The sequence below is a fragment of the Limnoraphis robusta BA-68 BA1 genome, assembly GCF_034932365.1.
Lineage (GTDB): Bacteria > Cyanobacteriota > Cyanobacteriia > Cyanobacteriales > Microcoleaceae > Capilliphycus > Capilliphycus robustus.
This window is the reverse complement of the sequence record NZ_JAYGHR010000100.1, coordinates 1-21,037: the sequence shown is the minus strand read 5'-3', so window position 1 is coordinate 21,037 and position 21,037 is coordinate 1. Positions and strand designations below refer to the sequence as shown.

Here is a 21,037-nt window from a genome sequence, read left to right as displayed (position 1 = left end):
TGACTGTTCATCGACTCGGCTACAGTGATATTATATCTTGTGGCTTCTGATTCTCTTTCCCCGTTTGAGATGATCGATCCGGCTGAGTGATCCGTTAGACAGAAAAGACAAAAAAGCGCATACAATTAAAAGGAGAAAGCAGAACCTAATTTGACTATCCAAAATGTTAAAAAGATTTTGATCAACGCGGTTGTTCGTCGTTTGTGACCGATCAGGACAGACCCTTGATAATATTAACAACTGAACGTCAACTCTGAAAAATCAACCAAACTAGACATGACAAAAACCTATACAAACACAACTTCTACTCCATCCTCCCTTGATGAAGTCGCCATCGTAGCAACAGACGTTCACAAATGGTATGGAAACCATTTTCATGCGTTACGAGGAGTCAGTCTCACCGTTAAACGGGGGGAAGTCGTCGTGATCATGGGGCCAAGTGGTTCAGGGAAATCAACCTTTATTCGCACGTTTAACGCCCTCGAAGAATTTCAGCAGGGAAGTATTATCATCGATGGAATTAGTCTCTCCCACGACTTGAAAAATATAGAAGAAATTCGTCGAGAAGTGGGGATGGTGTTTCAACAGTTTAACTTATTTCCCCATCTGAGTATTTTACAAAATGTCACCCTTGCACCGATCTGGGTGCGTCGCTGGCCGAAAGCAAAAGCCGAAGAAGTTGCTTTACAATTATTAGAACGGGTAGGTATTCTAGAACAGGCGAAAAAGTTTCCCGGACAGTTATCAGGCGGTCAACAGCAACGGGTGGCGATCGCACGAGCGTTAGCGATGCAGCCGAAAATTATGTTATTTGATGAACCGACATCCGCTTTAGATCCGGAAATGGTGCGAGAAGTTTTGGATGTCATGCGAACCCTAGCGAGTGAGGGAATGACGATGGTTTGTGTCACCCATGAAGTTGGGTTTGCGCGGGAAGTTGCCGATCGAGTTGTGTTAATGTCAGATGGGGTGTTGGTTGAAGAAGGAACTCCTGAAGCCTTTTTCAGCAATCCGAAAGAGGAACGCACGAAAAAATTCTTATCTCAAATTCTCTAAAAGCTAGAAACTGAGAATACAAGGTCTGGATGCGGAAAAGTGGCGTTCAAGCTTGTAAAAAAGGGAAGTTAATTCTAGCGACATCTTGAAAGAGTTGAGAGTTTTGATGTGTCAAACTGCACAAAATGGCGGCATGGTTCGTCTATCATCAATGGGGTGTAAGTGTTAGTGTATGGGGATACCTTAACCCAGGTGAAGCTGAAATCTGATGGCTCATGTCATCGTACCATTGACAGGCGTACATTCAACTCTAATTTTCGGTTGAGTTGTACATTGTTATCCCTAAGCTCACAGTCAATTAACCCTTGTTGAATAGGAGTCACCCCATTATGGATGAGAAAAAGCAGCGAGATTTACGCCGTCATGCGGCTGAGAACTTTTTGAACTCGCTGGAACAACAACTGCTAGAAGCCTTTAAAGAGCCTGTTCCTGAACCTCCCGCTCCCCCGCCTGTCTCCCGTTTAGAGAAGTTGAAAAAAGCTCAACCTCAACCGTCTGAACCCATTGATCTGTCTGCATTAGAGGATGCGATCGCAGATATTGATCAGTATTTGCAAAACAAATCTCCTCAATCCCCAGATTCTTAACAACAAGCGGATCTCAAGTTCGGTTGTTGTGCTGTCGTTGAGCTTCGTACAACATCAAAGCCGCACAAATCCCCACGTTTAATGATTCGACTCCTCGAGATAAAGGAATTTGAACGTGCTGATCCGCCTGTGCAATCAAAGCTTCTGATAAACCTGCGCCTTCGTTTCCCAGTACAATCAAAGTGGGTTGTTGAAAGTCGAGTTCCCAGTAGCTTAAATCTGCATCGGGTAAAGTCGCGACGATCTGAACGCCCTGTTGTTGAGCGCTAGACAGTTGAGTGCTTAAATCTGAACAAACTGCCATCGGTAGTCGAAACCAGGCACCTGCTGAGGCTCGTAACACCTTCGGATGATCGAGATCAACACTATCATCACTCAACCACAACCCATCTGCTCCCGCCGCCGCCGCCGTGCGAATCATTGTTCCCAAATTACCCGGATCTTGTACTGTTTCTAGTGCGAGTCCAATCTGCTGAATCCCTACAGAACGGGGTTGAAGGCGAGGAGCGCTGGCAATAATCCCATCAGGGTTAACAGTTGTGGCGATCGCTTGTAAGACTCGTTCGTTGACTTGTTCGATGCGAGTTGCTATTTTACAAACACTCTCCAATAGAAGAGGATAGCGATCTTGCCATTGGGGAGTATAACAAACCGTTTCTAGGGGATATTGCGTCGCTACCGCTTCTTCGATTAAATGCGTTCCTTCTAACAAAAATAATTGTTGCTCTCGTCGTCCCTTTGTTCGCTGCAATTGACGAAGCGCTTTGATCAAAGGATTTTGAACACTGCTTAACATATCAGCAATTTTCTGACTCAGAACAAAAAATACAGTTAAATGCGGAACCCGGGACTTGAACCCGGAAGTCCTTGCGAACACTAGAACCTGAATCTAGCGCGTCTACCAATTCCGCCAGTTCCGCTTTATTCAATTGCACAATGTTCTATTGTTATATGATTTTCTTGTTTTGTCAACCCCCTGAGCGAAGAATTTTCTCAATCCCTCAAGGCAGAGGTACAAAATCGTAGCCAACTCCTGAACGAGTTCCGGGTTGCACCTGGATTAATTGTACCGCTTGATTGCGATCGCCAGAAGGCAAGAACTTGATCGTACCCGTTGCGCCTTCTGCGGAGAACCCTGACTCCGACAGCGCAAGTTTTACTCCTGTACGGTCCGGTTGCTGTTGGATAGCCACAATTAACGCTTGTGTCGCATCATAAGCCATTGCTGTCCGCCAGTTGACATCGCCTCTCCAAAGCTGAGTCGCTTCTTGTCTAAAAGCCGAATCGGGATTAGCAAGAATATGCCAAGCTACTGCAACGATTACCCCTTCACTATCGCCTCCAACTTTCAAGGTGTCAAGTTGATAAAGAGCATCTCCCGCTAAAATTGGCAGTTGTTTACGGTTGACTCGCACGACTTGTAATGCTTTTTCCACGGTAGCAGAATCAGGAAAGAGTACAATGACTTCTACTCCCTGTTGAGAAGCTGCATCTATACTTTTGAACGCATTAAAGTTAGAATCAGAGAGGTCAAATACATCCAGAACTTCTCCGCCATCGCCATAAAGAGCTGTTGTAAATTCTTCTTTCAATGACTGACTATATTCACTCTGACTGTTATCAAAAACCACTGCTTTTTGACGGTTAAGTTTTTGTCGCAAATATTGAGCTAATCGATTTCCTGCAAAGCGATCACTGGGTACGGTACGAAATAGATAATCTCCAGCCGTTGACAGGCGAACCGAGGTACTCGTTGGCGAGATCAAAACCAATTTACCCTGTTCATAAATTGGTGCTGTTGCTAAAGTAACACCACTCGAAAAGTGACCTACAACGCCTAGAATATCATTATTTTGAACCAATTTTTCAGCTATTTTTTGAGCGGTTTCTGAGTTGTTTTTATCATCGGCTATAATCACCTTGAGAGGAACTCCATTGATTCCTCCTGTTTGATTAACTTTATTTTGGACTTGAGCGACACCTCGCAAAATCTCTTGAGCAACATTCTCTACATTTTCGATGGGAACCGCTACTGCAATTGTATGCGCTTTTTCATTACCAATCCGAGCATTATTCAAATAAATTAATGTTTCTGGATCGTTATAATTTTTTTGAAGTGAGGCTTCTAACTGTGCAATCGCATCATCATATTTTCCACTCGAAAAAGCTGTTAATCCCGCTTGTTTTTCTGGGGAAGAATTAGTCATCAAACTTCGTTCACCCTGACTGATTAAATTCTGAACGGATTGACTAGAGGTAGAATTTTGAGAGGAATTATCAACAGAATTTGGAGAAGGACTGAGGTTTTCCGAAGGAGATTGAGGTCGAAGGAATACCCAATAACCCGCACCCAGTAAACCTCCTGTAATTAATAAAGCTAGAATTAAAATAGCGGTTTCATTTTTCTGAGACATAAGATCATCACCAAAATAGTATTTTCGGGAGTTAGAGTTAGAAGAAACGATAAAGAATCAGATATATTAACCGAAATAAAGCAGTAACAGCGACACAAGCGAAAGCAGTTAACGTAGGAAAAATAATGATAGCTGATAAGGGAATACCTTTTCCAAGCGTGGGAATAAATAGAACCAATGCTAGTGAGATGACTGCTAAAATAATTTTCTCTTTTGTTTCGATCCAACGGCGATATTGAGCAAAAATCAATCCGGAAAATGTACCGCCAAGAATTAAAACCAGAAGATGAAGTGAGCCACCTAATAAACCATTCACCGCAATTCGTAACAAAGCGATTTCAAATCCTGTAAAAGCCGCTCCTGTTAGCAATTTTATCGTTGAAAACTTAGGGGGAGAAGCCGTAGATTGAAGTTGAGTTGAGGGTTGAATGGGCGGTGTTTGAGGAATAGAAGAAACGGAAGTTGTTGTTAGTGAAGGATTTAACGCTTTGAGAACTTGTTCAGCCGAAGCATAGCGATCGCTTGGCGTAGATTGTAACATTCGATCTAAAATATCCGCAAGAGAGTCAGAAACTTGAACCTGATTTTTCCAATTCCAGCGATCATTATGACTATCATAAAGTTCTTGAGGGTCTTTTCCCGTTAACAGTACAATACAAGTCACCGCCAAAGCATATAAATCCGTTGAAGGGAAAACATTATGACCCCGCATCTGTTCGGGGGGAGCATATCCCATCGAATAAATTCCAGTCGATTTCCCCAAATTATTAGCTTGCTGAGTCACTTGTTTAACCGCACCAAAATCGATTAAATAAAGACGACCATTGAAATCGCGGATAATATTAGAAGGTTTAATATCTCGATGAATGACATCTTGTTCGTGAATAAATTGCAGAACGTTCAAAATTTCTTGTAAAATTTCTCGCACATTTTCCTCAGAAAATGAACCTTTATTGACCAGTTCAGCTTCTAAATCTTGACCCTTGATATAGTCTTGAACAATATAGAAAAATTGCTGAGATTTTAAGGATTGCCAAATCGGGGCTTCTAGGGGAAAATAGGCAAGAAGATTCGGAATTTGCGGATGTTGATTACCCAAACGATCCAAAACAATCGCTTCTCGTTCAAAGAGTTGCTGTGCTAATTCGAGTTGAGGGGGAGTAAAATCACTTGGAGGTTGAAATTGTTTAACGACACAGCTTCTTAAGGCGGGAGAACGGCGATCATAGGCTAAAAAAGCGGCTCCAAATCCACCTTTACCGAGTAAGGATTGAGGGAGATAGCGACCATCTAAAATCAAAGGCATTCCGCAAGTTGTACAATATTTTTGTTGTACAGTTTTGAGAGTAGTCTTCTCATCAAGGTCAGCAAAAATATTTTCGGGACGGGGACAACCTGGACGAGTACAATGAATTTTCATAGAGGTAATGATGCTTTTTGAGCATCGCTCATTGTCACTTTTAACAGTAACATCTACAATTTCATCTCCATGTTAACCTGACATTTTACGATGGAAGCTTGGAAATCATGGTTTTGAGGAGCGTTTGGAGTATCCATTTCTCAATCATTTTTAAGAAAAATTTAACTTTACCGATGTCTAAAATGTTGTAAGAGTCCTTGGGATATTTACTCTGTCGAGACCGATTCTTTTGGGGTGAAATTCAAGTCATGAGTTGAAAACCGAGGTAAAATATCTCGAATAAAAGCTTCTGCTGCCTTCGATTGATAGCGATTAGGATTGATAATAACCGAAAGCATTCGTCGAACAACCACATCTTCTATTTTAGCTTGATGAAGAACCCCCATTTGCAATTCCTTTTCAATCGCAGACGTCGAGACAAACGCCGCACCCAAGCCAGCCTGAACCGTATTTTTAATCGCTTCTATAGAGTTAAGTTCCATCTCAACTTGCAGACGACGGGGATCAATATTAGAGCGAGTTAGAACTTGATCAATCACTTTCCGAATCGTTGATTGAGAGTCTAGGGCAATAAACTGCAACTTGTAAAGATCTTCTTTGTAAATCGTTTCTTGTTTAGAAAACCGATGAAAAACAGGTAAAATCAAAGCCAGTTCATCTTCAATATAGGGCTGAATCATCAAAGAATCATGAAGTTCTGTTGGTACCTCGCCCCCAATAATTGCCAAATCAATTTGACCATTAGCAACACTCCAAGCCGTGCGTCGAGTCGAATGAACGTGTAACTGCACCGCCACATCGGGATATTGTTTACGAAACAGTCCAATCATTCGGGGTAGAAGGTAAGTTCCCGTCGTTTGAGACGCCCCAACAATGAGCGTCCCCCCTTGTAAGTTTTGCAGATCTTCAATGGCCCGACAAGTTTCTTGGCACAAACTGAGGATTTTTTCACCATAACTGAGAAGGAGATGTCCAGCTTCGGTTAATTTTGCCCGACGTCCCCCGCGATCAAAAAGAGGTACATCTAATTGACGTTCTAGGTTTTGAATTTGCAAACTGATAGCAGGTTGAGAAACATACAAACTATCAGCCGCCCGCTTAAAGCTTCCCTCAGCCGCGATCGCTTTCAGAATGCGTAATTGATCTAAGGTGAACGGAACATCTGACATAATTTTTTAGAGCTAATGGTTTAATCTTCAAATTCAACAATACCCAAATTACTGCTCATGTACAATGAGAAACGAACCACTGCAAGTTCACGTTTGGAGTTGATTTTTTTCAATTTCATGCCAATAGCTTGTAAGCCTTTGTGAATAGGAACAGTAATCAGGACTACAGTCAACCTAGACTGTTTCTTCACTCAACTCCGACTGCATGATAGAGCGATTGGGTAATATGTCTACCCCTTCCGGTTTTTGATAACCTAAACTGTATTTACCTAAACCGGGAGTAGAAAACCCAGGTAAAATCTCATTGACAAAAGCTTCTGCGGCTTTCGATTGATAGCGATGGGGATTAGAAATCGCCGTGAGAACTCGGGTAATGATCACTCGCTCAATCTTCAGTGTTCGCATCAGCCCCATGTTGAGTTCCTTTTCAATCGCTGAGGTCGAAATAAACGCCACACCTAAGCCAGACTGAACTGCATTTTTAATGGCTTCAATTGAACTTAACTCCATCTCGATTTTCAAACGAGTCGTATCAATTCCCGTGCGAGAGAGAACTTGATCAATCACACGACGAATAGTGGATTGATGGTCTAGACTGATGAACTGAAGCTGATATAAATCTTCTTGAGCAATCGTTTCCCGTTCAGCAAAAGGATGAGAAATCGGAACAACTAAAGCCAGTTCATCTTGAGCATAAGGGACAATTTCCAGAGATTGCGCGAGTTCTGCCGAAACTTCTCCCCCCACAATCGCTAAATCCAGTTGTCCATTAACGACACTCCAAGCGGTACGGCGAGTCGAATGAACGTGTAACTGCACCGCAACATCGGGATATTTCTGCCGAAATAATCCGATCATCCGGGGAAGTAGATAAGTCCCTGTAGTTTGAGAAGCGCCGACAATCAACGTACCTCCCTTGAGATTTCTGAGATCTTCAATGGCTTGGCAGGTTTCCTGACACAGTGAGAGAACTTTCTCTCCGTAAGTCAGGAGGAGATGACCCGCTTCAGTGAGTTGAGCGCGACGTCCAGCCCGATCAAACAACGGCACATCTAACTGTCGTTCTAAGTTCTGCACCTGAAGACTGATAGCCGGTTGGGAGACATACAAGCTATCAGCCGCCCGCTTGAAGCTTCCCTCAGCCGCGATGGCTTTGATAATGCGTAATTGGTCTAGTGTGAATGGAACATCTGACATAAGACTTCACCTCAACAAGCCAGAGGAGCTTTAAGACAAAATAGGAGGGGATCAAGTTCTTTCAGCATACTGCGGGATGATTTGTATTGAAGTTAACTTTATTATCGACTGAAGAGGTGACAATGGTGGATAAATGGCTAATACCCAGCCATTTTGTGATGTTGGGGTTGCTCTTGGGCTTTGCTGTCGCTCATAGTGGTTTAGCGGCTTTGCGTCCTTGGGGTGAAACAAAAATCGGCGCTCGACTCTATCGGATTTTGTTTGCTTTGGTTAGTTTACCTCTGGCGGTTGTGCTGGTTATTTACTTTTTCAATCATCGTTATGACGGGGTACAACTGTGGCAAGTTCAACAGTATCCTTTTGTGATTCCGCTTGTCTGGGGACTCTCTGCATTCTCGTTTGTGTTTCTCTATCCTGCCACGTTTAACCTGCTCGAAATCGCAGCCATTGAAAAACCCCAAGTTCATCTCTACGAAACGGGGATCATTCGCATTACCCGTCATCCTCAGATGGTTGGACAGGTGATTTGGTGCATCGCTCATACGCTCTGGCTCGGTACAAGCTTCACGCTGGTCACTTCTATCGGTTTGGTAGCTCATCACCTATTTGCGGTTTGGCACGGCGACAGACGCTTAAGAGCGCGTTATGGTGAAGCATTTGATGCTGTTCGGGATCGCACTTCTGTGATACCCTTTTTGGCAATTGTTCAGGGTCGTCAAACTTTGGAGTGGCAAGAGTTTGTCCGTTGGTCTTATCTGGGTGTTGCTGTTTTCATCATTCTCTTGTGGCAAGTTCATCCTCTTTTGATTGGTGCCACAAGTAACATAGCCTGGTAGCATGATCCCAGTGATATTAAACGTCCATTAATAAAAAACTTCCAAATTATGCTGCTTTCAATTCGTGAGCAAAATTTTGCTAAAGAGGTCTTGGGTGCCTCTGTCCCGGTTCTCGTTCATTTTTGGGCGCCCTGGTGCGGGTTGTGTCGGCTGATTGTTCCTCAGTTGCACCAATTTCAAGCTAACTGGCAAGATCAGGTGAAAGTCGTTGGTGTCAATGCTGATCAAAGTCTCAAACTAGCCAGTACCTATCGCCTCCAGACTCTACCCACCCTGATTTTATTCGACAACGGCCGAGAGTTAAATCGGCTGGAACAGTTTCACGGACGGGAAGATTTGCGACGGACTCTCGATGAGTTTATGCAAAATTACCAAAATCGATGTCGTTCTCTCTCCCTGTCTACCCCTGAGTATCTCACTTTAGAAGCCTAATTCCCTTAAATTTCATTCCCAATAAAATTGCACCCAAATATTCAGGGTGCTTTTTTTACAGTTAATAGGAAACAGCCTTGTAGGGGCGGGTTCAGCCTTGATGTCTGTCTGTGATCAATAACTTAATAAACCCGCCCCCTGAAACTTGACAGTTACTCCGGCATCAGTGATCAGTTAAGGGTTAAGTCGGGGCGGGTTCATTCAGGTTGTCTGTCAGATGAATCAATCTATTTTGTTCCCGTCGCTACACCAACACCAGACATCGGGGCGGGTTGATCTCAGTTATCTCTAGGAAAACATACATTTTTACAGAACCCGCCCCTACATCAACACCTGAAATTTATTTCCCGATTTCCTGTTATTATGTTTTTTGATTTGCTGACTTAAACCGACCTTTGTCAAAGTCGCGTTTTTGTAAATGTTTAGTGTTGCGTCCACTGACTCGTTTACGCCACATCCTAAAGCTAGAGGGTTTCATTTCTCGTCGCATTAACGCAATCACATCTTTTTCTTTTAAACCAAATTGGATTTCTATCGCCTCAAAAGGAGTTCGATCTTCCCAAGCCATTTCGACAACGCGATCAATCATCTGTTCGTCTAGATTAATCTCTTGAGTCATTGAGGGTTTCTCCTACTCGCTATACCCGCCTATTCTCTAATCTTACAACAGTTTCAGAAACTGTAGACAATACAACGCAATAGGTTTTGCTGAACAAACGACTTTCATAGAATCAGTGTTTCTACGGAGATCGAGGTTCATTTTGATTCATAGAAAGTTCTGAAAGTTCAGTAATTCCCACATTGATATCTAAGTTTTAATCGCTTATTCTTGAATATAAAGCCTTCAAAGTTCTGTTGAACAGTTTTCCGTTACAAACAGAGCCAACGCCTAGAGAAAATTCTCGGGAGAAGCCTTTATTCACCTTCGAGGGATTTAACGTTATGAATGGGACCGAATTTAAACCCAGTGTTCAAGATCTGCAACAGGATGTGATTGATCTGTTAAAAGAAGTCAGTCAATTAATGGGTCGAGCTAATTTTGCTTTGAGTTCAGAAGATTTCGGTCAAAAATACGGAGATTTTCAAAAGCAAGTTGAAAACGAGACTCGAAAGGTTGAGAACTTGGAGTTAAGAATGGCAATTGTTGCGCCGATGAAAGCAGGTAAATCTACAATTATTAACGCAATTATCGGTCAAGATTTGCTTCCCAGTCGTAACGCTGCAATGACGACACTACCCACAGAGATTTTTTTCAACGCCAACTTAAATGAACCCATTCTCACGCTAGATGATGAAGTTTTATCTATTTTTCAAGACACTCTTGAGAGTTTGCAGCGAAAAATTAACGAATTAGGTTCGGAAGAAACTGAAAAAAGAATTGCTCAATATCCCCACTTAGATGATTTGGTACAGGATATTCAAAGTAATGGTGTTTCGCTGCTAAAAACTGAAAATAAAGGACGAAAAGAAATTCACAAAATCCTCAGTGTTCTTAATGATATTGTTCGTCTGTGTAGCGTTTTAGATCCAATAAACGATCCACTGTTCAAACTCCCAGATGTTCCTCGTATTGAAACACCTTTTTGGCATTCTCAGGAAGGTGAACAATCCAAAAAACTTGGTAATTTAGTGATTGTTGATACTCCGGGACCCAATGAAGCGGGAGAAAACCTTCGGCTGAGTGATGTAGTAGAAGATCAATTACGAAAAAGTTCTATTGTGTTGATTGTTCTCGATTTTACACAGCTAAATAACCAAGCCGCAGAAGGTGTTAAAAAACAGGTTCAGCCGATTATTGATTTACTCGGAAAAGAAAACCTTTATGTTCTAGTCAATAAAGTCGATCAACGTCGTCAAGGAGATATGACGACTGAAGATGTTAAAAAGTTTGTTGCTTCTGACTTGGAACTTGGTAAGTCCAGCGATACAGAACAAGTGTTTGAAATAGCAGCGATTCGAGCTTTTTGTGCGAGTAAATTTTTATTGGAGTTACAACAAAATCCCAACGCTGAATTAACAAAATTAGTCACAGCAGAATCACTGGCTCAAGAAGCGTTGGGTAACAGATGGGAATCTAAACTGCAAACATCAAGTGTAGAAGAATTAAAAAAAGAAGCAGATGATCTTTGGGAAAATTCAGGATTTACACCCTTTCTTGATCAAGCAATTAATGCACTGATGGAAAGTGCAGCACCTCGCTGTATAAAGTCTTCGCTTAGTCTCACTGGTTCTTGTCTCTTACAATTACGAAATGATGTTGTATTTCGCAGTAATGCGATCGCACAAGATGAGGACAACTTGAGACGAGCAATTGGTGCGCTCGAAAACGATTTACATAGTCTTGAAAAATGTCGAAATAAATTAAAAGATGTTGATTCGATCAGAACATCACTTGAGAACGATTTGAATCGGATTCTTGAACAACTAAAAAAGGAGGCTAAAGTCAGTATAGAGAATTTTTTCCTTGAAGAAGAGTATGAACGGGGGAATTTCAGAAAAAAAGCAAGGATCGGAATCGATAAATTTTCAAAGCGGATTCCCGTACAATTAATCCAATCGGCTCTAGAATATAAAACATCGGGAGTTATTGAATTCAAAACTGAGACAGAAGCACAATATTTTTCTGAACAAGCGGTTGCTTGGTCAAGACAGAGAGCGGAAGAGAAAATCTCAAGTGTTCGTAAAGACGTTGAAAAAGAGGTTAAACAAGCTCGAAAAAAGTTGGCAGACTTTTTAGAAAAAGAAGTAAAGCCGATCCTCGAAAAAGCCAAAGAATACCTGAAAAAAACCTTCGATATTGACTTGGATTTACCCTTACCTACGTTAGACTATGATGATAGTTTGATAACAATACAGCCTGATGTGAAATCTCAAACTCGCCTGCGAGACGGAGGACATGGTACGCGAACAGTTAAAAAGCGTAATTTTTGGCATTGGGTTTGGATAGTCCCTTATGAAGAGGAAGAAACTTACAAGAAACCCGATATCCGAGAAGACTACTATGTTGTTTCTTTGAAAGATTTAGTTGCTCAAATTAATTCTTCTCTCGAAGCAGGTATTGGTAAGATCAAGCAGGAGATTTTTCGATATCTTAAAGAAGACTTTGAAGAACGAATTGATACTTTCTTTGAGAACCTTGATGCTTATCTTGGGAATTATAGAGACAGTTTGAAACAAGCTCAGAAAGATCAAAAACTTTCTAAAGAACAGCAAAAACGCCTGATTGATGAGCTTAAATTTATCGATCAAGAGGCAAGCAAAAACATTGAAAAAGTAAAGTCATACAAGGAGCGAAACGAGCAATTAATGTCCCCTAACAAATAGTCAATTACTCCGCCTGGGAATTAATTCCCTGTCTAATAGATCAAGTCAGTTTTAACTGACTAAAGGTTGAAATGATCAAATTTAACAACCCAGTCCTCTAACAAATAGTCAATCACTCCGCCAGGGAATTAATTCCCTGTCTAATAGATGAAGTCAGTTTTAACTGACTAAAGGTTGAAATGATCAAACGAAAAAACTCAGTCCTCTTGAGAGGACTTCAATTATTAGACAGGGATTTCAATCCCTGGTTAACCAACAAACCAACAAACCAACAAACAGGCTAACAAACAGGCTAACAAACTAACCAACTAACCAACTGATTCTTCTAACAAATAGTCAATCACTCCGCCAGGGAATTAATTCCCTGTCTAATAGATGAAGTCAGTTAAAACTGACTAAGGGTTGATATGATCAAACGAAAAAACCTAGTCCTCTAAAAAATAGTCAATCACTCCGCCAGGGAATTAATTCCCCGTCTAATAGATAAAGTCAGTTAAAACTGACTAAGGGTTGAAATGATCAAATTGAAAAACCCAGTCCTCTTGAGAGGACTTCAATTATTAGACAGGGATTTCAATCCCTGGTTAACCAACCAACTAACTGACTAACCAACTTAATCCCATTTACCGAGTTAAAATGTTCTCAACTCACCGACAACCCCAAACAGAATTAAGCGATCGCCTTCAACAACTCCAACAACGAATTCCCCTAGTTAGCGATAAAGCATTAGTCGATTTGGTTAACGGAATAGACATCAATAAAGACTTAATTCGTTATCGCAAAAGTAGAGGATATTTCGGACAACTCTTTGACAGCTTAACCGGAAGCGATCGCCAACGTCAACTATTACTCGATGGCAACCTGATCGCAGGTCAAGAAGCGTTGTATAATTGGGTATTAGAATTAACCGATTCTCTAAGTATTAGCCAAGTCGCCCTAAAAGTTACCCAACAATCATTATTGGAAGCACGGGAAGCCATTCGCCGTCAAAAACAAGCAATATTATCTCTGAGTGAACATCTAGAAAACTCAATCAACGCAATTAACCAGCGACTCAATGAATTAGAAAACCGAATTTATCAGCTAGAAATTAGAATCGCCGCATCGGAAGATTTGGATCGAATTCTTACCGCTTGGATGGCGGAACAAACCTATACAAACTTACCTTGGGCGATACAAATAGCATTGTTAACACGGGAAATATTCAGCAGTTCCGTTGCAATTTATGAACGAGTAACGGGCGACACTAAAAGATTTCGTCCCCTTGTGGTAAATAAAATACTAGCCCACAGTCAACCCCCTTCTAAACAATTTTTTGGACTCGCAAATTTACTCAATCAAACCTGTAAAGAAATACCCGCAGATGATCGAGAACTAACTGCGGCGTTATTAGAAGTGCGATCGCTGACTTTTTCGCGGCTACAAACCACACCATTATTATTTACCTTGGGTACCACTTTAGAACTCGCAATTTTACCCGCAGACGCCCAACCGAAACAAATTGGAAAATGTGCGATCGCCCTTTGTCGCCAACAAATAGATCGAATTTCTCAAACCACCGATGCGCGAGAATTTGTTACCGCTATTGTCGAAGAAATTGCTAATGATTGTGTTAATTTAATTCGGTGAATAGTCAGTTCGTTGTACGGCTTCAGCCCAATTCTAATGAATGCGCTAAAGCGCTACTACAAACTTTATTTTTTTGAATAAAATGATTGAAAATTTTCTCAATTCTCAATGGGGATTAGTATTAACCGGAGGCGGTGCAAAAGGCGCTTATCAAGCGGGCGCACTGCGTTATTTAGCCGAATTGAACTTTCAACCCAAAATTATCGCTGGAACCAGTGTAGGCGCTCTTAACGGGGCGGTTTTAGCCTCTTATCGCCCGTTTTCTAACGCCGTTCAACAGCTAAATGAACTCTGGACAAATCTCGGAGAAGTTGAAATTCTTAAAGCCAATACTGAACAAATTTATCATCTTCTTAGTTACGCCGCCCAAACTTTTATCCCCACTTTTCGAGAGTGGATGTTACATTTTTTAGTTGAAAGTGGAATCTTGAAAGATAGAACCGCTTTTTACGATCCAACACCGATAGAATATCTGGTACGAGAAACGATTAATCCCGTTGAGTTGCGGCGAGGAATTGAACTCTGGGTGACAGTATTTCCTTCGTTAAAAATACCCGGTTTGGGTTATGATTGGTTAATCGATTTTATTCGCGCTAAAATGGGAACGGGTGCAGAATGGTTGTGCATTCAAGATTGCCGAGATCACGAAACTGTTTATAATTTACTGTTGGCGAGTGTCGCTATTCCTCTAGCTTTTCCCTGTCGAAGTGTTAACGGGAAAAACTACGTTGATGGCGGTTTAGTTGATAACGTTCCGTTGGGTGCATTAGCGGCTAGAGGTTGTACTCATGTAATTGTGATACACTTGGGAAGTGGTCGGGTTTGGAACCGCCATGATTTTCCCCATCAAACGATTATTGAAATTCGCCCGCAAAAACTACTCAATTCAGATTTACAAAGTTTGCTCAACTTTGATGCTGACAGAATTTCTGAGTTGAAACAACAGGGTTATGAGGATGCAAAATCTCAGCTTGAACCGATTTTCAAAGGATTTAGAAGTCTTTCTCGGTTGTCTCAAACTCAAGATTATTTAATCAGTTCGACAGTTGAGTTATTAGAGGATGAGCCGTTATTCTAGGATAGAAGATGAGCTTAAATATCCCGCTTTGAAAATCATATCATGTCCGGATAATTAGTGATAAAAAACTTTCTCATAATCCTCCTCTTTCTTCTTCTTGATTTCCTCCTGACTCCTGACTCCTGACTCCTGACTCCTCTGTCGTTTATTTATAACTGTTCAACCGGACATGATATCACTCAGGCTTCAGTTTAACGGGGTATAAGTTAATATTAAACCCCTTCAGGATTATTCTGATTTTGTAAACGTTCTGGAGGAGTATTTCCCCAATCTTGACGAATCGGAACATATTGACCTCGAATCGGATTATAACGATAAATCAGAGAATAGTAAACCGGAGAATTTGAACTATTTGTTCGGAAGTCAAGCATAATTTCCGGTTCTTTATCTCCATTAATATCGGCAATTTCCACCCCTAAAAATTCATCAAAAGGCTGATTATTTCCCCGAGCGACTAATAAAATTGATTCACTAAATCTTAACTGTCCTCGGCGAACAATTTGTAAACGTAATATTTTGTTCGTTGACGGCTGATCTTCCGGTTGATAAAACAATAACGCTTCGACATCTTCTAAACGAGCGCTGGCTTCTAAAGACTCAGGAATCTCCGGGATAAGCGGTAAAGACTCAGATGGGGGGATTTCTTCAGAAGAAGTCGCAGAGGGTTCAGAGGGTTCAGATGTTGTCTGTGTGGGTGGATTTTCCTCGGGTTTATCTGGAACAATTTCGGGTTTATCTTCGACTTCTTTGGCGTTTAAAACAATAGGTTGAGGCGTTAACTTTGATAACTCATCTGCTGGAATTCGAGCGATATATTCAGTCGGAACAAAAGGCGTTTGGCGAGAATCAACAATCACTTGACAGATAAATGTTGCAACTTCAGCCCGAGTGGCGGGTTGATTAGGATTTAATTTTTGAACATTCGGATAATTCACCACTAAGCCATTTTCAGTCGCCGCAGCGATCGCATTTTTTGACGCTTCAGGAATTTGATTTGCATCGGTAAAAATCCGCTCTAATTGTTCAGTCGATAAAAAACGGGGTTGATAACCTAATCCCTGAGTTAATGCGGTTAAAACCTGCACCCGTGATACCGTTACCATCGGATTAAAAGCACCTGCAATATAGCCCGAAAGAAAGCCTTTCCGATCAGCATCTCGAATCGCATCATAAGCCCAATAATTCGTCGGAATATCGGCAAAATTTGTGGGTTTGCGAACGGATTCAGCATCAGGAAACGCTTGACTAAAAATAATCGCTAACTCCACCCGTTTCATCGGTTCATCCGGGCGAAATCGATCATCTTCACGGTTTCCCCCAACGATTTTTCGTTGCGCCAAGGTTTGAATACATCCCTGCGCCCAATGTCCTTGAATATCAGAAAACAGGGTGGCGGTTTCCGGCTGAGTTTGAGCGAAACTCACCCCGACTGGATGAACAAGCGTAATTCCCAGCGCCACCAATACAGCTAACTTTTCATCCCCTTTTTTGCGGTTCATGTTGCATTTTAGAGCAAACTAAAGAATAGGTTTTCAGTCGTTCCCGGCTGTCTCAATCTCGTTTGAGTGAATTTTTCGGGTACTGCTAAAAACATCTTATCCTTTCCCCGTCTCAATATCAGTCTGCTGACACAACTTTAGAGAAGAGTTCCAAAACTATCTACAGCAGCCCAAGTTCTTCGCGCTTCGCTATCTGTTGATCGCTATTGGGTATATCCTGTACTTATACACCTTAAACATTATCACTTTCCAAATTTTCAGATAAGTTAATATAACACACTATTGATGATTTGGGTAGATTAAAATGATCAATTAAACGCTCAAATTCTCCCTTGAAAATAATGCAACTGCCCACTAATTCCCAACAACTGCCTGACGCTTTACGTTCCCGGCGAGAACAACTGGCAAAATTCATCGATTTTCCGGCTATTCTCTGGTCAGGAGGGTATCGTTCCCGTAATTTTCCCGCCAATACTTACCCGTTTCGCGCTAGCAGTCATTTTCTCTACTTCGCCGGACTTCCGTTAGAAAATGCTGTAATTCGCCTGGAGGGAGGTAAAATGGAGTTGTTCATCGATGAGCCGCCCCCCAGTTACGCCCTCTGGCACGGAGAAATGCCCAAACGGGAGACTATCGCAGAATCTATCGGGGCGGATGCGGCGTTTCCCCTGGCTGAGTTAGCGTCTCGGGTGGCAGGTGCAGCGACGATTTTAATTCAAGATCCGATCACTCAAACCCAACAGTTTCAACACCTTAACCGTGCAGTTCATCCTCCCAAAACCGCAACAGGCATTGATTTAGAACTGATAAAAGCGATTATTGCGTTACGCTTGTCTCACGATCAAGCGGCGTTAACTGAACTTCGCCAAGCCGCCCAAATTACCGTTGAAGCTCACAAAGCAGGTATGGCAGTCACTTCCAAAGCGAAAACCGAAGGGGAGGTCAGAGCCGAGATGGAAAAAGTCATAACTTCCCACAATACAGTGTGTTCTTACAATAGCATTGTCACGGTTCACGGTCAAGTGCTGCACCACGAAAAGTATTTTAACCCTCTACAAACGGGGGATTTGCTATTAGTAGATGTCGGTGCGGAGACGGCAATGGGATGGGCGGCCGATATCACTCGAACTTGGCCTGTTTCCGGTAAATTTTCCTCAACACAACGGGATATTTATGAAATCGTTTTAGACGCCCATGATACTTGTATTGAAAAGATGAAACCGGGGGTAGAATACCGAGAAATTCATCTGTTAGCCGCTTTAAAAATTGCGGAAGGATTAGTTAATCTAGGCATATTAAAAGGTCAACCCAGCCATTTAGTCGAACAAGATGCTCATGCCTTATTTTTCCCTCATGGAATTGGTCATTTATTGGGTTTAGACGTCCATGATATGGAAGATTTAGGAGATTTAGCCGGATACACAGAAGGAAGAATTAGAAGTGAACGGTTCGGGCTAGGATATTTGCGATTAAATCGTCCCTTACAGGCGGGAATGTTAGTCACAATAGAACCGGGTTTTTATCAAGTTCCGGCGATTTTGCAGGATGAAGAAAATCGGGAAAAATATCAAGAAGTAGTAAATTGGGAGAAGTTAAAACAATTTGCAGATGTGCGAGGAATTCGCATCGAAGATGACGTCTTAATTACAGAAACGGGAACCGAAGTGTTAACGGCTGATTTACCCAATCAAGCCAGTCAAGTTGAAGCGTTAGTTCAGAGTCAATGATGAACTTTCCAAGAAAAATTGACCACAAAGATACAAAGACACGAAGATTTTCCCTTGGTGTTCTTAGTGTCTTGGTGGTTTTTTCTCTATTTTAATCGGGGTGAGTTTCCTGGGTTTGGGTTGAATCTTCTAACAAAATTGTAAAGGTTGAAGATAGTGATTTACAAATTCTCAAAAAGATTGTAAGATTAAGCAGACAGATTCCCTCAAACAAAACGGTTGAATTTTTTATTAAACGAGCGTCTACCTCTACCCCAACTTTGAATCTGTGGCTTATCGATTTTATGCCTTCAAACCAAACGGACAGTCTAACCCTGATGGTTCACTTTGTCAGGGAATTCTCTATCAAAGTTTTACACGGCAATCTTTCGCCGATAAAAATTGGCTAGAAACCCATCAATATGTAGCAGGTTCAGCAAGATTACAAGGAACATCTCTATTTATTCCGTTGAACTTTTTTGAACCCAAACCCATTAGTCCTAAAAAGTCAGTGATCCGGGAATCTTTTAAACCGATTTACGCATCTGCGGGATTAAGATGAGCCATCCGCCAAGTGACAAAAGTTCCGATAGGACTCCAGAGAATATAGGGAAGTAAAAGAAGAGTCGCTGCTTGAGAAATCGGTAAAATACTAATGGCTAGCATCACACATAAAATCGCCCCTGTACCGCCAATAATCGTCCCGACTTGTAGACTTCTGGTTTTACACGTGACCGAAGTATAAGCCATCGTCACGACTTCAACTAACAAATATAACCCCATCAATAACCAAGTTCTAACCGTTCCCGGTTCTTGTTCCCAAACAATCACCGCAGACCAACCCAACCCAATAAAAACTATCGTCCAAATCAGAGGGATTAACCGTTCAAACACCAACCAACTCGGACGCCGTAACCGTTGAAACCATCGTAGATCATCAGATTGAAGAAAGAGATTTCCGCCTAAAGCAACCGCGAAAGCAACCCCTGCAATCACCATCCAAGACTTAATCATTCATTATCACTCCGAGCCGAATAGTTGAGCCGGAACGGGTAAACTCAGAACTAGGGAGTAAGTTCTCAATTGAGAGTTTATTTCAAATTATCCGACTGACTCATTTTAATGGGTTTAGACTTCTCCCTAGTTCTTCCTTGAGACAGATTTACCTAACCCAAACGATGAGTATTTTCCATGTGTAAACTGGAATCTTCCGAAGGAGAACCCATCAGCAAGCTCTTGTTTTTAGATTGAAACACTCCTTGAATAGCTTTCATTAAACGATTCGACCTAGCTTGACCATTAAGGGCTAACCGTTGTTGTACCTTTCTACTGAGATGTCGCATCACAGAAACATCCAACTCATCAATAAATTGATCAGCGATTTGTTCTCCCATGTAATCAATGGCTTCTGAATATTGTTCCATCAGCATCTCAATCGCTCCTGATGCTTCTTGAACCACTTTTTCTGTTTGATCAGATGAATGATTCTCAGAAGAACTATAAACCGAGTTAGAAACCGATGGATTCGGTTGAGAAATCGGTTGAGCGTTTGCAGCAGAATTCCACCCAGACGACTCATAGGAAGGACGATGCAGCCGCCGATTCACGAGCTTTTTGTATTCATCAATGCTCATTCCCAAATTGTGTAAATGATGATGAACATGATCAATTAACTCCACTTCATTCGGAGAATAAATCCCGTGATTTCCATTCAAACCGTGCAGTTGCGCCCAAGTTCTTAGCGTCGCTTCATCACCAATCCGATAGCGTTCCAACAATTGAGCCATCGTTAAATTCGTGTCAGGTGTTGGTTTAAAATCACTCATTAGAACATCCTCATCTCAATAGTAGATTGCTCCCAAACACAGTTCTCAGTGATCAGTGATCCGTTCTCTAGTTGGGGTTGTCCGTTGTTAGAAGTCACTGCGCGGGTGTTCATCGTTTACTCAAAAAGCCAATTACCTTGTGCTGAACGGATCACTGAAAAAGCTGTCATGTGAAAGGAAAGTTTCAGCTTTTGTATTATGCCCGATCTTCCGATTAAATGTGCGTTAAATCTTGTTGATCAAATTGCAAAAGCTGCCAATTTCAGACAACTCAAGCTAAAATTAACAATCATGTAGCCCATACAATCATCGTTCACCTCAATTACCCTATCCTTAACCGTACCATGCCGATCTACGACTATTTCTGTCCAAGCAATAACCGGAAAGTCGAAGTGATGCACAGCATTCACCAGGAAATCAAAACCTGGGGTGAAGTCTGTCAGTTAGCCCAATGTGAGTTAGGACAGACTCCAGAAGATGCGCCTGTGCGTCGTGTCTTGAGTGCGCCGATGTTGTCTGTTCCGACGACTAATAGCGATTATCGCAACGCCGGATTTACTAAACTGGTAAAACGGGATCAAGGAGTCTATGAAAACGTAACCGCAACAGATTAACAAACTCATTCACCCCACGTTAACACTTAACACTCTCGACGTGGGGCTTACCAAGAGAAGCAGGTTTAAAGCCCCGTCGTTCACGACGGATTATTTTATGCTAACATAAGTTTATCGTGGCTCGATGCCGATAATCTATGCTTGTGTATGAAATGAAGCTGCAAGGAACGCAATACCAGTACAGAAAGTTAGACGAAGCTATCCGTACTGGTAGGTTTGTTCGCAACAGCATCATTAAAGCATGGATAGA

The 21,037-nt window shown here is 41.8% G+C and carries 19 protein-coding genes, 1 tRNA gene and 1 pseudogene; 11 read left to right on the top strand and 10 right to left on the bottom strand.

Translation table 11 applies throughout. The features are described 5' to 3' along the window. Positions 1-276 precede the first annotated feature (276 nt). Both VB836_RS28365 and VB836_RS28360 read left to right on the top strand, forming a co-directional pair. Entirely contained in the window at positions 277-1,056 is a 780-nt protein-coding gene (locus tag VB836_RS28365) for an amino acid ABC transporter ATP-binding protein (protein ID WP_323224633.1), read from the top strand. A gap of 329 nt (positions 1,057-1,385) precedes the next feature. Next, positions 1,386-1,643, top strand: a complete 258-nt coding sequence (locus VB836_RS28360) for a hypothetical protein (protein ID WP_046280375.1) — start codon at positions 1,386-1,388, stop codon at positions 1,641-1,643. Positions 1,644-1,656: 13 nt separating this feature from the next. Here the strand turns inward: VB836_RS28360 and VB836_RS28355 are convergent, their stop codons facing one another. The 6 genes from VB836_RS28355 to VB836_RS28330 all read right to left on the bottom strand — a co-directional run bounded on the left by VB836_RS28355 (position 1,657) and on the right by VB836_RS28330 (position 7,843). Further along, positions 1,657-2,439 (bottom strand): TrmH family RNA methyltransferase, encoded by a 783-nt coding sequence (locus VB836_RS28355; RefSeq protein ID WP_323224632.1) that lies wholly within the window; start codon positions 2,437-2,439, stop codon positions 1,657-1,659. Between the two features lie 40 nt (positions 2,440-2,479). Beyond that, positions 2,480-2,563: transfer RNA gene (locus tag VB836_RS28350), tRNA-Leu, on the bottom strand. A gap of 81 nt (positions 2,564-2,644) precedes the next feature. Next, positions 2,645-4,057 carry an ABC transporter substrate-binding protein gene (locus tag VB836_RS28345; protein WP_323224630.1) on the bottom strand — a complete coding sequence of 471 codons (1,413 nt, stop codon included), beginning with the start codon at positions 4,055-4,057 and terminating at the stop codon, positions 2,645-2,647. 37 nt (positions 4,058-4,094) lie between these two features. Beyond that, positions 4,095-5,477, bottom strand: a complete 1,383-nt coding sequence (locus tag VB836_RS28340; RefSeq protein ID WP_323224628.1) for a serine/threonine-protein kinase — start codon at positions 5,475-5,477, stop codon at positions 4,095-4,097. A 206-nt stretch (positions 5,478-5,683) separates the two neighbouring features. After that, positions 5,684-6,646: a LysR family transcriptional regulator gene (locus VB836_RS28335; protein ID WP_323224626.1), complete on the bottom strand. Its 963-nt coding sequence runs from the start codon at positions 6,644-6,646 to the stop codon at positions 5,684-5,686. Between the two features lie 174 nt (positions 6,647-6,820). Next, positions 6,821-7,843: a LysR family transcriptional regulator gene (locus VB836_RS28330; protein ID WP_323224624.1), complete on the bottom strand. Its 1,023-nt coding sequence runs from the start codon at positions 7,841-7,843 to the stop codon at positions 6,821-6,823. A gap of 122 nt (positions 7,844-7,965) precedes the next feature. Between VB836_RS28330 and VB836_RS28325 the strand changes: the two genes are divergently transcribed. Next, positions 7,966-8,679 carry an NnrU family protein gene (locus VB836_RS28325; RefSeq protein ID WP_046280369.1) on the top strand — a complete coding sequence of 238 codons (714 nt, stop codon included), beginning with the start codon at positions 7,966-7,968 and terminating at the stop codon, positions 8,677-8,679. Positions 8,680-8,727: 48 nt separating this feature from the next. After that, the gene (locus VB836_RS28320) at positions 8,728-9,111 is read left to right on the top strand and encodes a thioredoxin family protein (RefSeq protein ID WP_046280368.1); all 384 of its coding nucleotides are present in this window, start codon (positions 8,728-8,730) and stop codon (positions 9,109-9,111) included. Between the two features lie 361 nt (positions 9,112-9,472). On the opposite strand, the gene VB836_RS28315 is transcribed toward VB836_RS28320, so the two are convergent. Continuing rightward, entirely contained in the window at positions 9,473-9,730 is a 258-nt protein-coding gene (locus VB836_RS28315) for a TIGR03643 family protein (protein ID WP_323224622.1), read from the bottom strand. Positions 9,731-10,053: 323 nt separating this feature from the next. Here VB836_RS28315 and VB836_RS28310 point away from each other — a divergent pair, with 323 nt between their 5' ends. The 3 genes from VB836_RS28310 to VB836_RS28300 all read left to right on the top strand — a co-directional run bounded on the left by VB836_RS28310 (position 10,054) and on the right by VB836_RS28300 (position 15,142). Beyond that, positions 10,054-12,435: a dynamin family protein gene (locus tag VB836_RS28310; RefSeq protein WP_323224620.1), complete on the top strand. Its 2,382-nt coding sequence runs from the start codon at positions 10,054-10,056 to the stop codon at positions 12,433-12,435. Positions 12,436-13,071: 636 nt separating this feature from the next. Continuing rightward, complete coding sequence (locus tag VB836_RS28305) at positions 13,072-14,064, top strand: diguanylate cyclase regulator RdcB family protein (RefSeq protein ID WP_323224618.1); 993 nt, start codon at positions 13,072-13,074, stop codon at positions 14,062-14,064. Positions 14,065-14,146: 82 nt separating this feature from the next. Next, complete coding sequence (locus tag VB836_RS28300; protein WP_323224616.1) at positions 14,147-15,142, top strand: patatin-like phospholipase family protein; 996 nt, start codon at positions 14,147-14,149, stop codon at positions 15,140-15,142. Positions 15,143-15,354: 212 nt separating this feature from the next. Here the strand turns inward: VB836_RS28300 and VB836_RS28295 are convergent, their stop codons facing one another. Continuing rightward, complete coding sequence (locus VB836_RS28295; protein ID WP_323224614.1) at positions 15,355-16,641, bottom strand: S-layer homology domain-containing protein; 1,287 nt, start codon at positions 16,639-16,641, stop codon at positions 15,355-15,357. A 341-nt stretch (positions 16,642-16,982) separates the two neighbouring features. Here VB836_RS28295 and VB836_RS28290 point away from each other — a divergent pair, with 341 nt between their 5' ends. Further along, positions 16,983-18,368, top strand: coding sequence for an aminopeptidase P family protein (locus VB836_RS28290; RefSeq protein ID WP_323224612.1), 1,386 nt, complete (start codon positions 16,983-16,985; stop codon positions 18,366-18,368). 268 nt (positions 18,369-18,636) lie between these two features. Next, positions 18,637-18,909 carry a hypothetical protein gene (locus VB836_RS28285; protein WP_323224610.1) on the top strand — a complete coding sequence of 91 codons (273 nt, stop codon included), beginning with the start codon at positions 18,637-18,639 and terminating at the stop codon, positions 18,907-18,909. On the opposite strand, the gene VB836_RS28280 is transcribed toward VB836_RS28285, so the two are convergent. Next, complete coding sequence (locus VB836_RS28280; RefSeq protein WP_323224608.1) at positions 18,885-19,361, bottom strand: TspO/MBR family protein; 477 nt, start codon at positions 19,359-19,361, stop codon at positions 18,885-18,887. The genes VB836_RS28285 and VB836_RS28280 overlap by 25 nt on opposite strands. Before the next feature lie 152 nt (positions 19,362-19,513). Continuing rightward, positions 19,514-20,173, bottom strand: a complete 660-nt coding sequence (locus VB836_RS28275) for a hypothetical protein (RefSeq protein WP_323224606.1) — start codon at positions 20,171-20,173, stop codon at positions 19,514-19,516. Between the two features lie 344 nt (positions 20,174-20,517). Between VB836_RS28275 and VB836_RS28270 the strand changes: the two genes are divergently transcribed. Both VB836_RS28270 and VB836_RS28265 read left to right on the top strand, forming a co-directional pair. Continuing rightward, a complete protein-coding gene (locus VB836_RS28270; protein WP_046280519.1) occupies positions 20,518-20,787 on the top strand; it encodes an FmdB family zinc ribbon protein in 270 nt (89 codons plus the stop codon). Positions 20,788-20,924: 137 nt separating this feature from the next. After that, positions 20,925-21,037: pseudogene (locus VB836_RS28265) on the top strand (transposase); the annotation flags it as partial.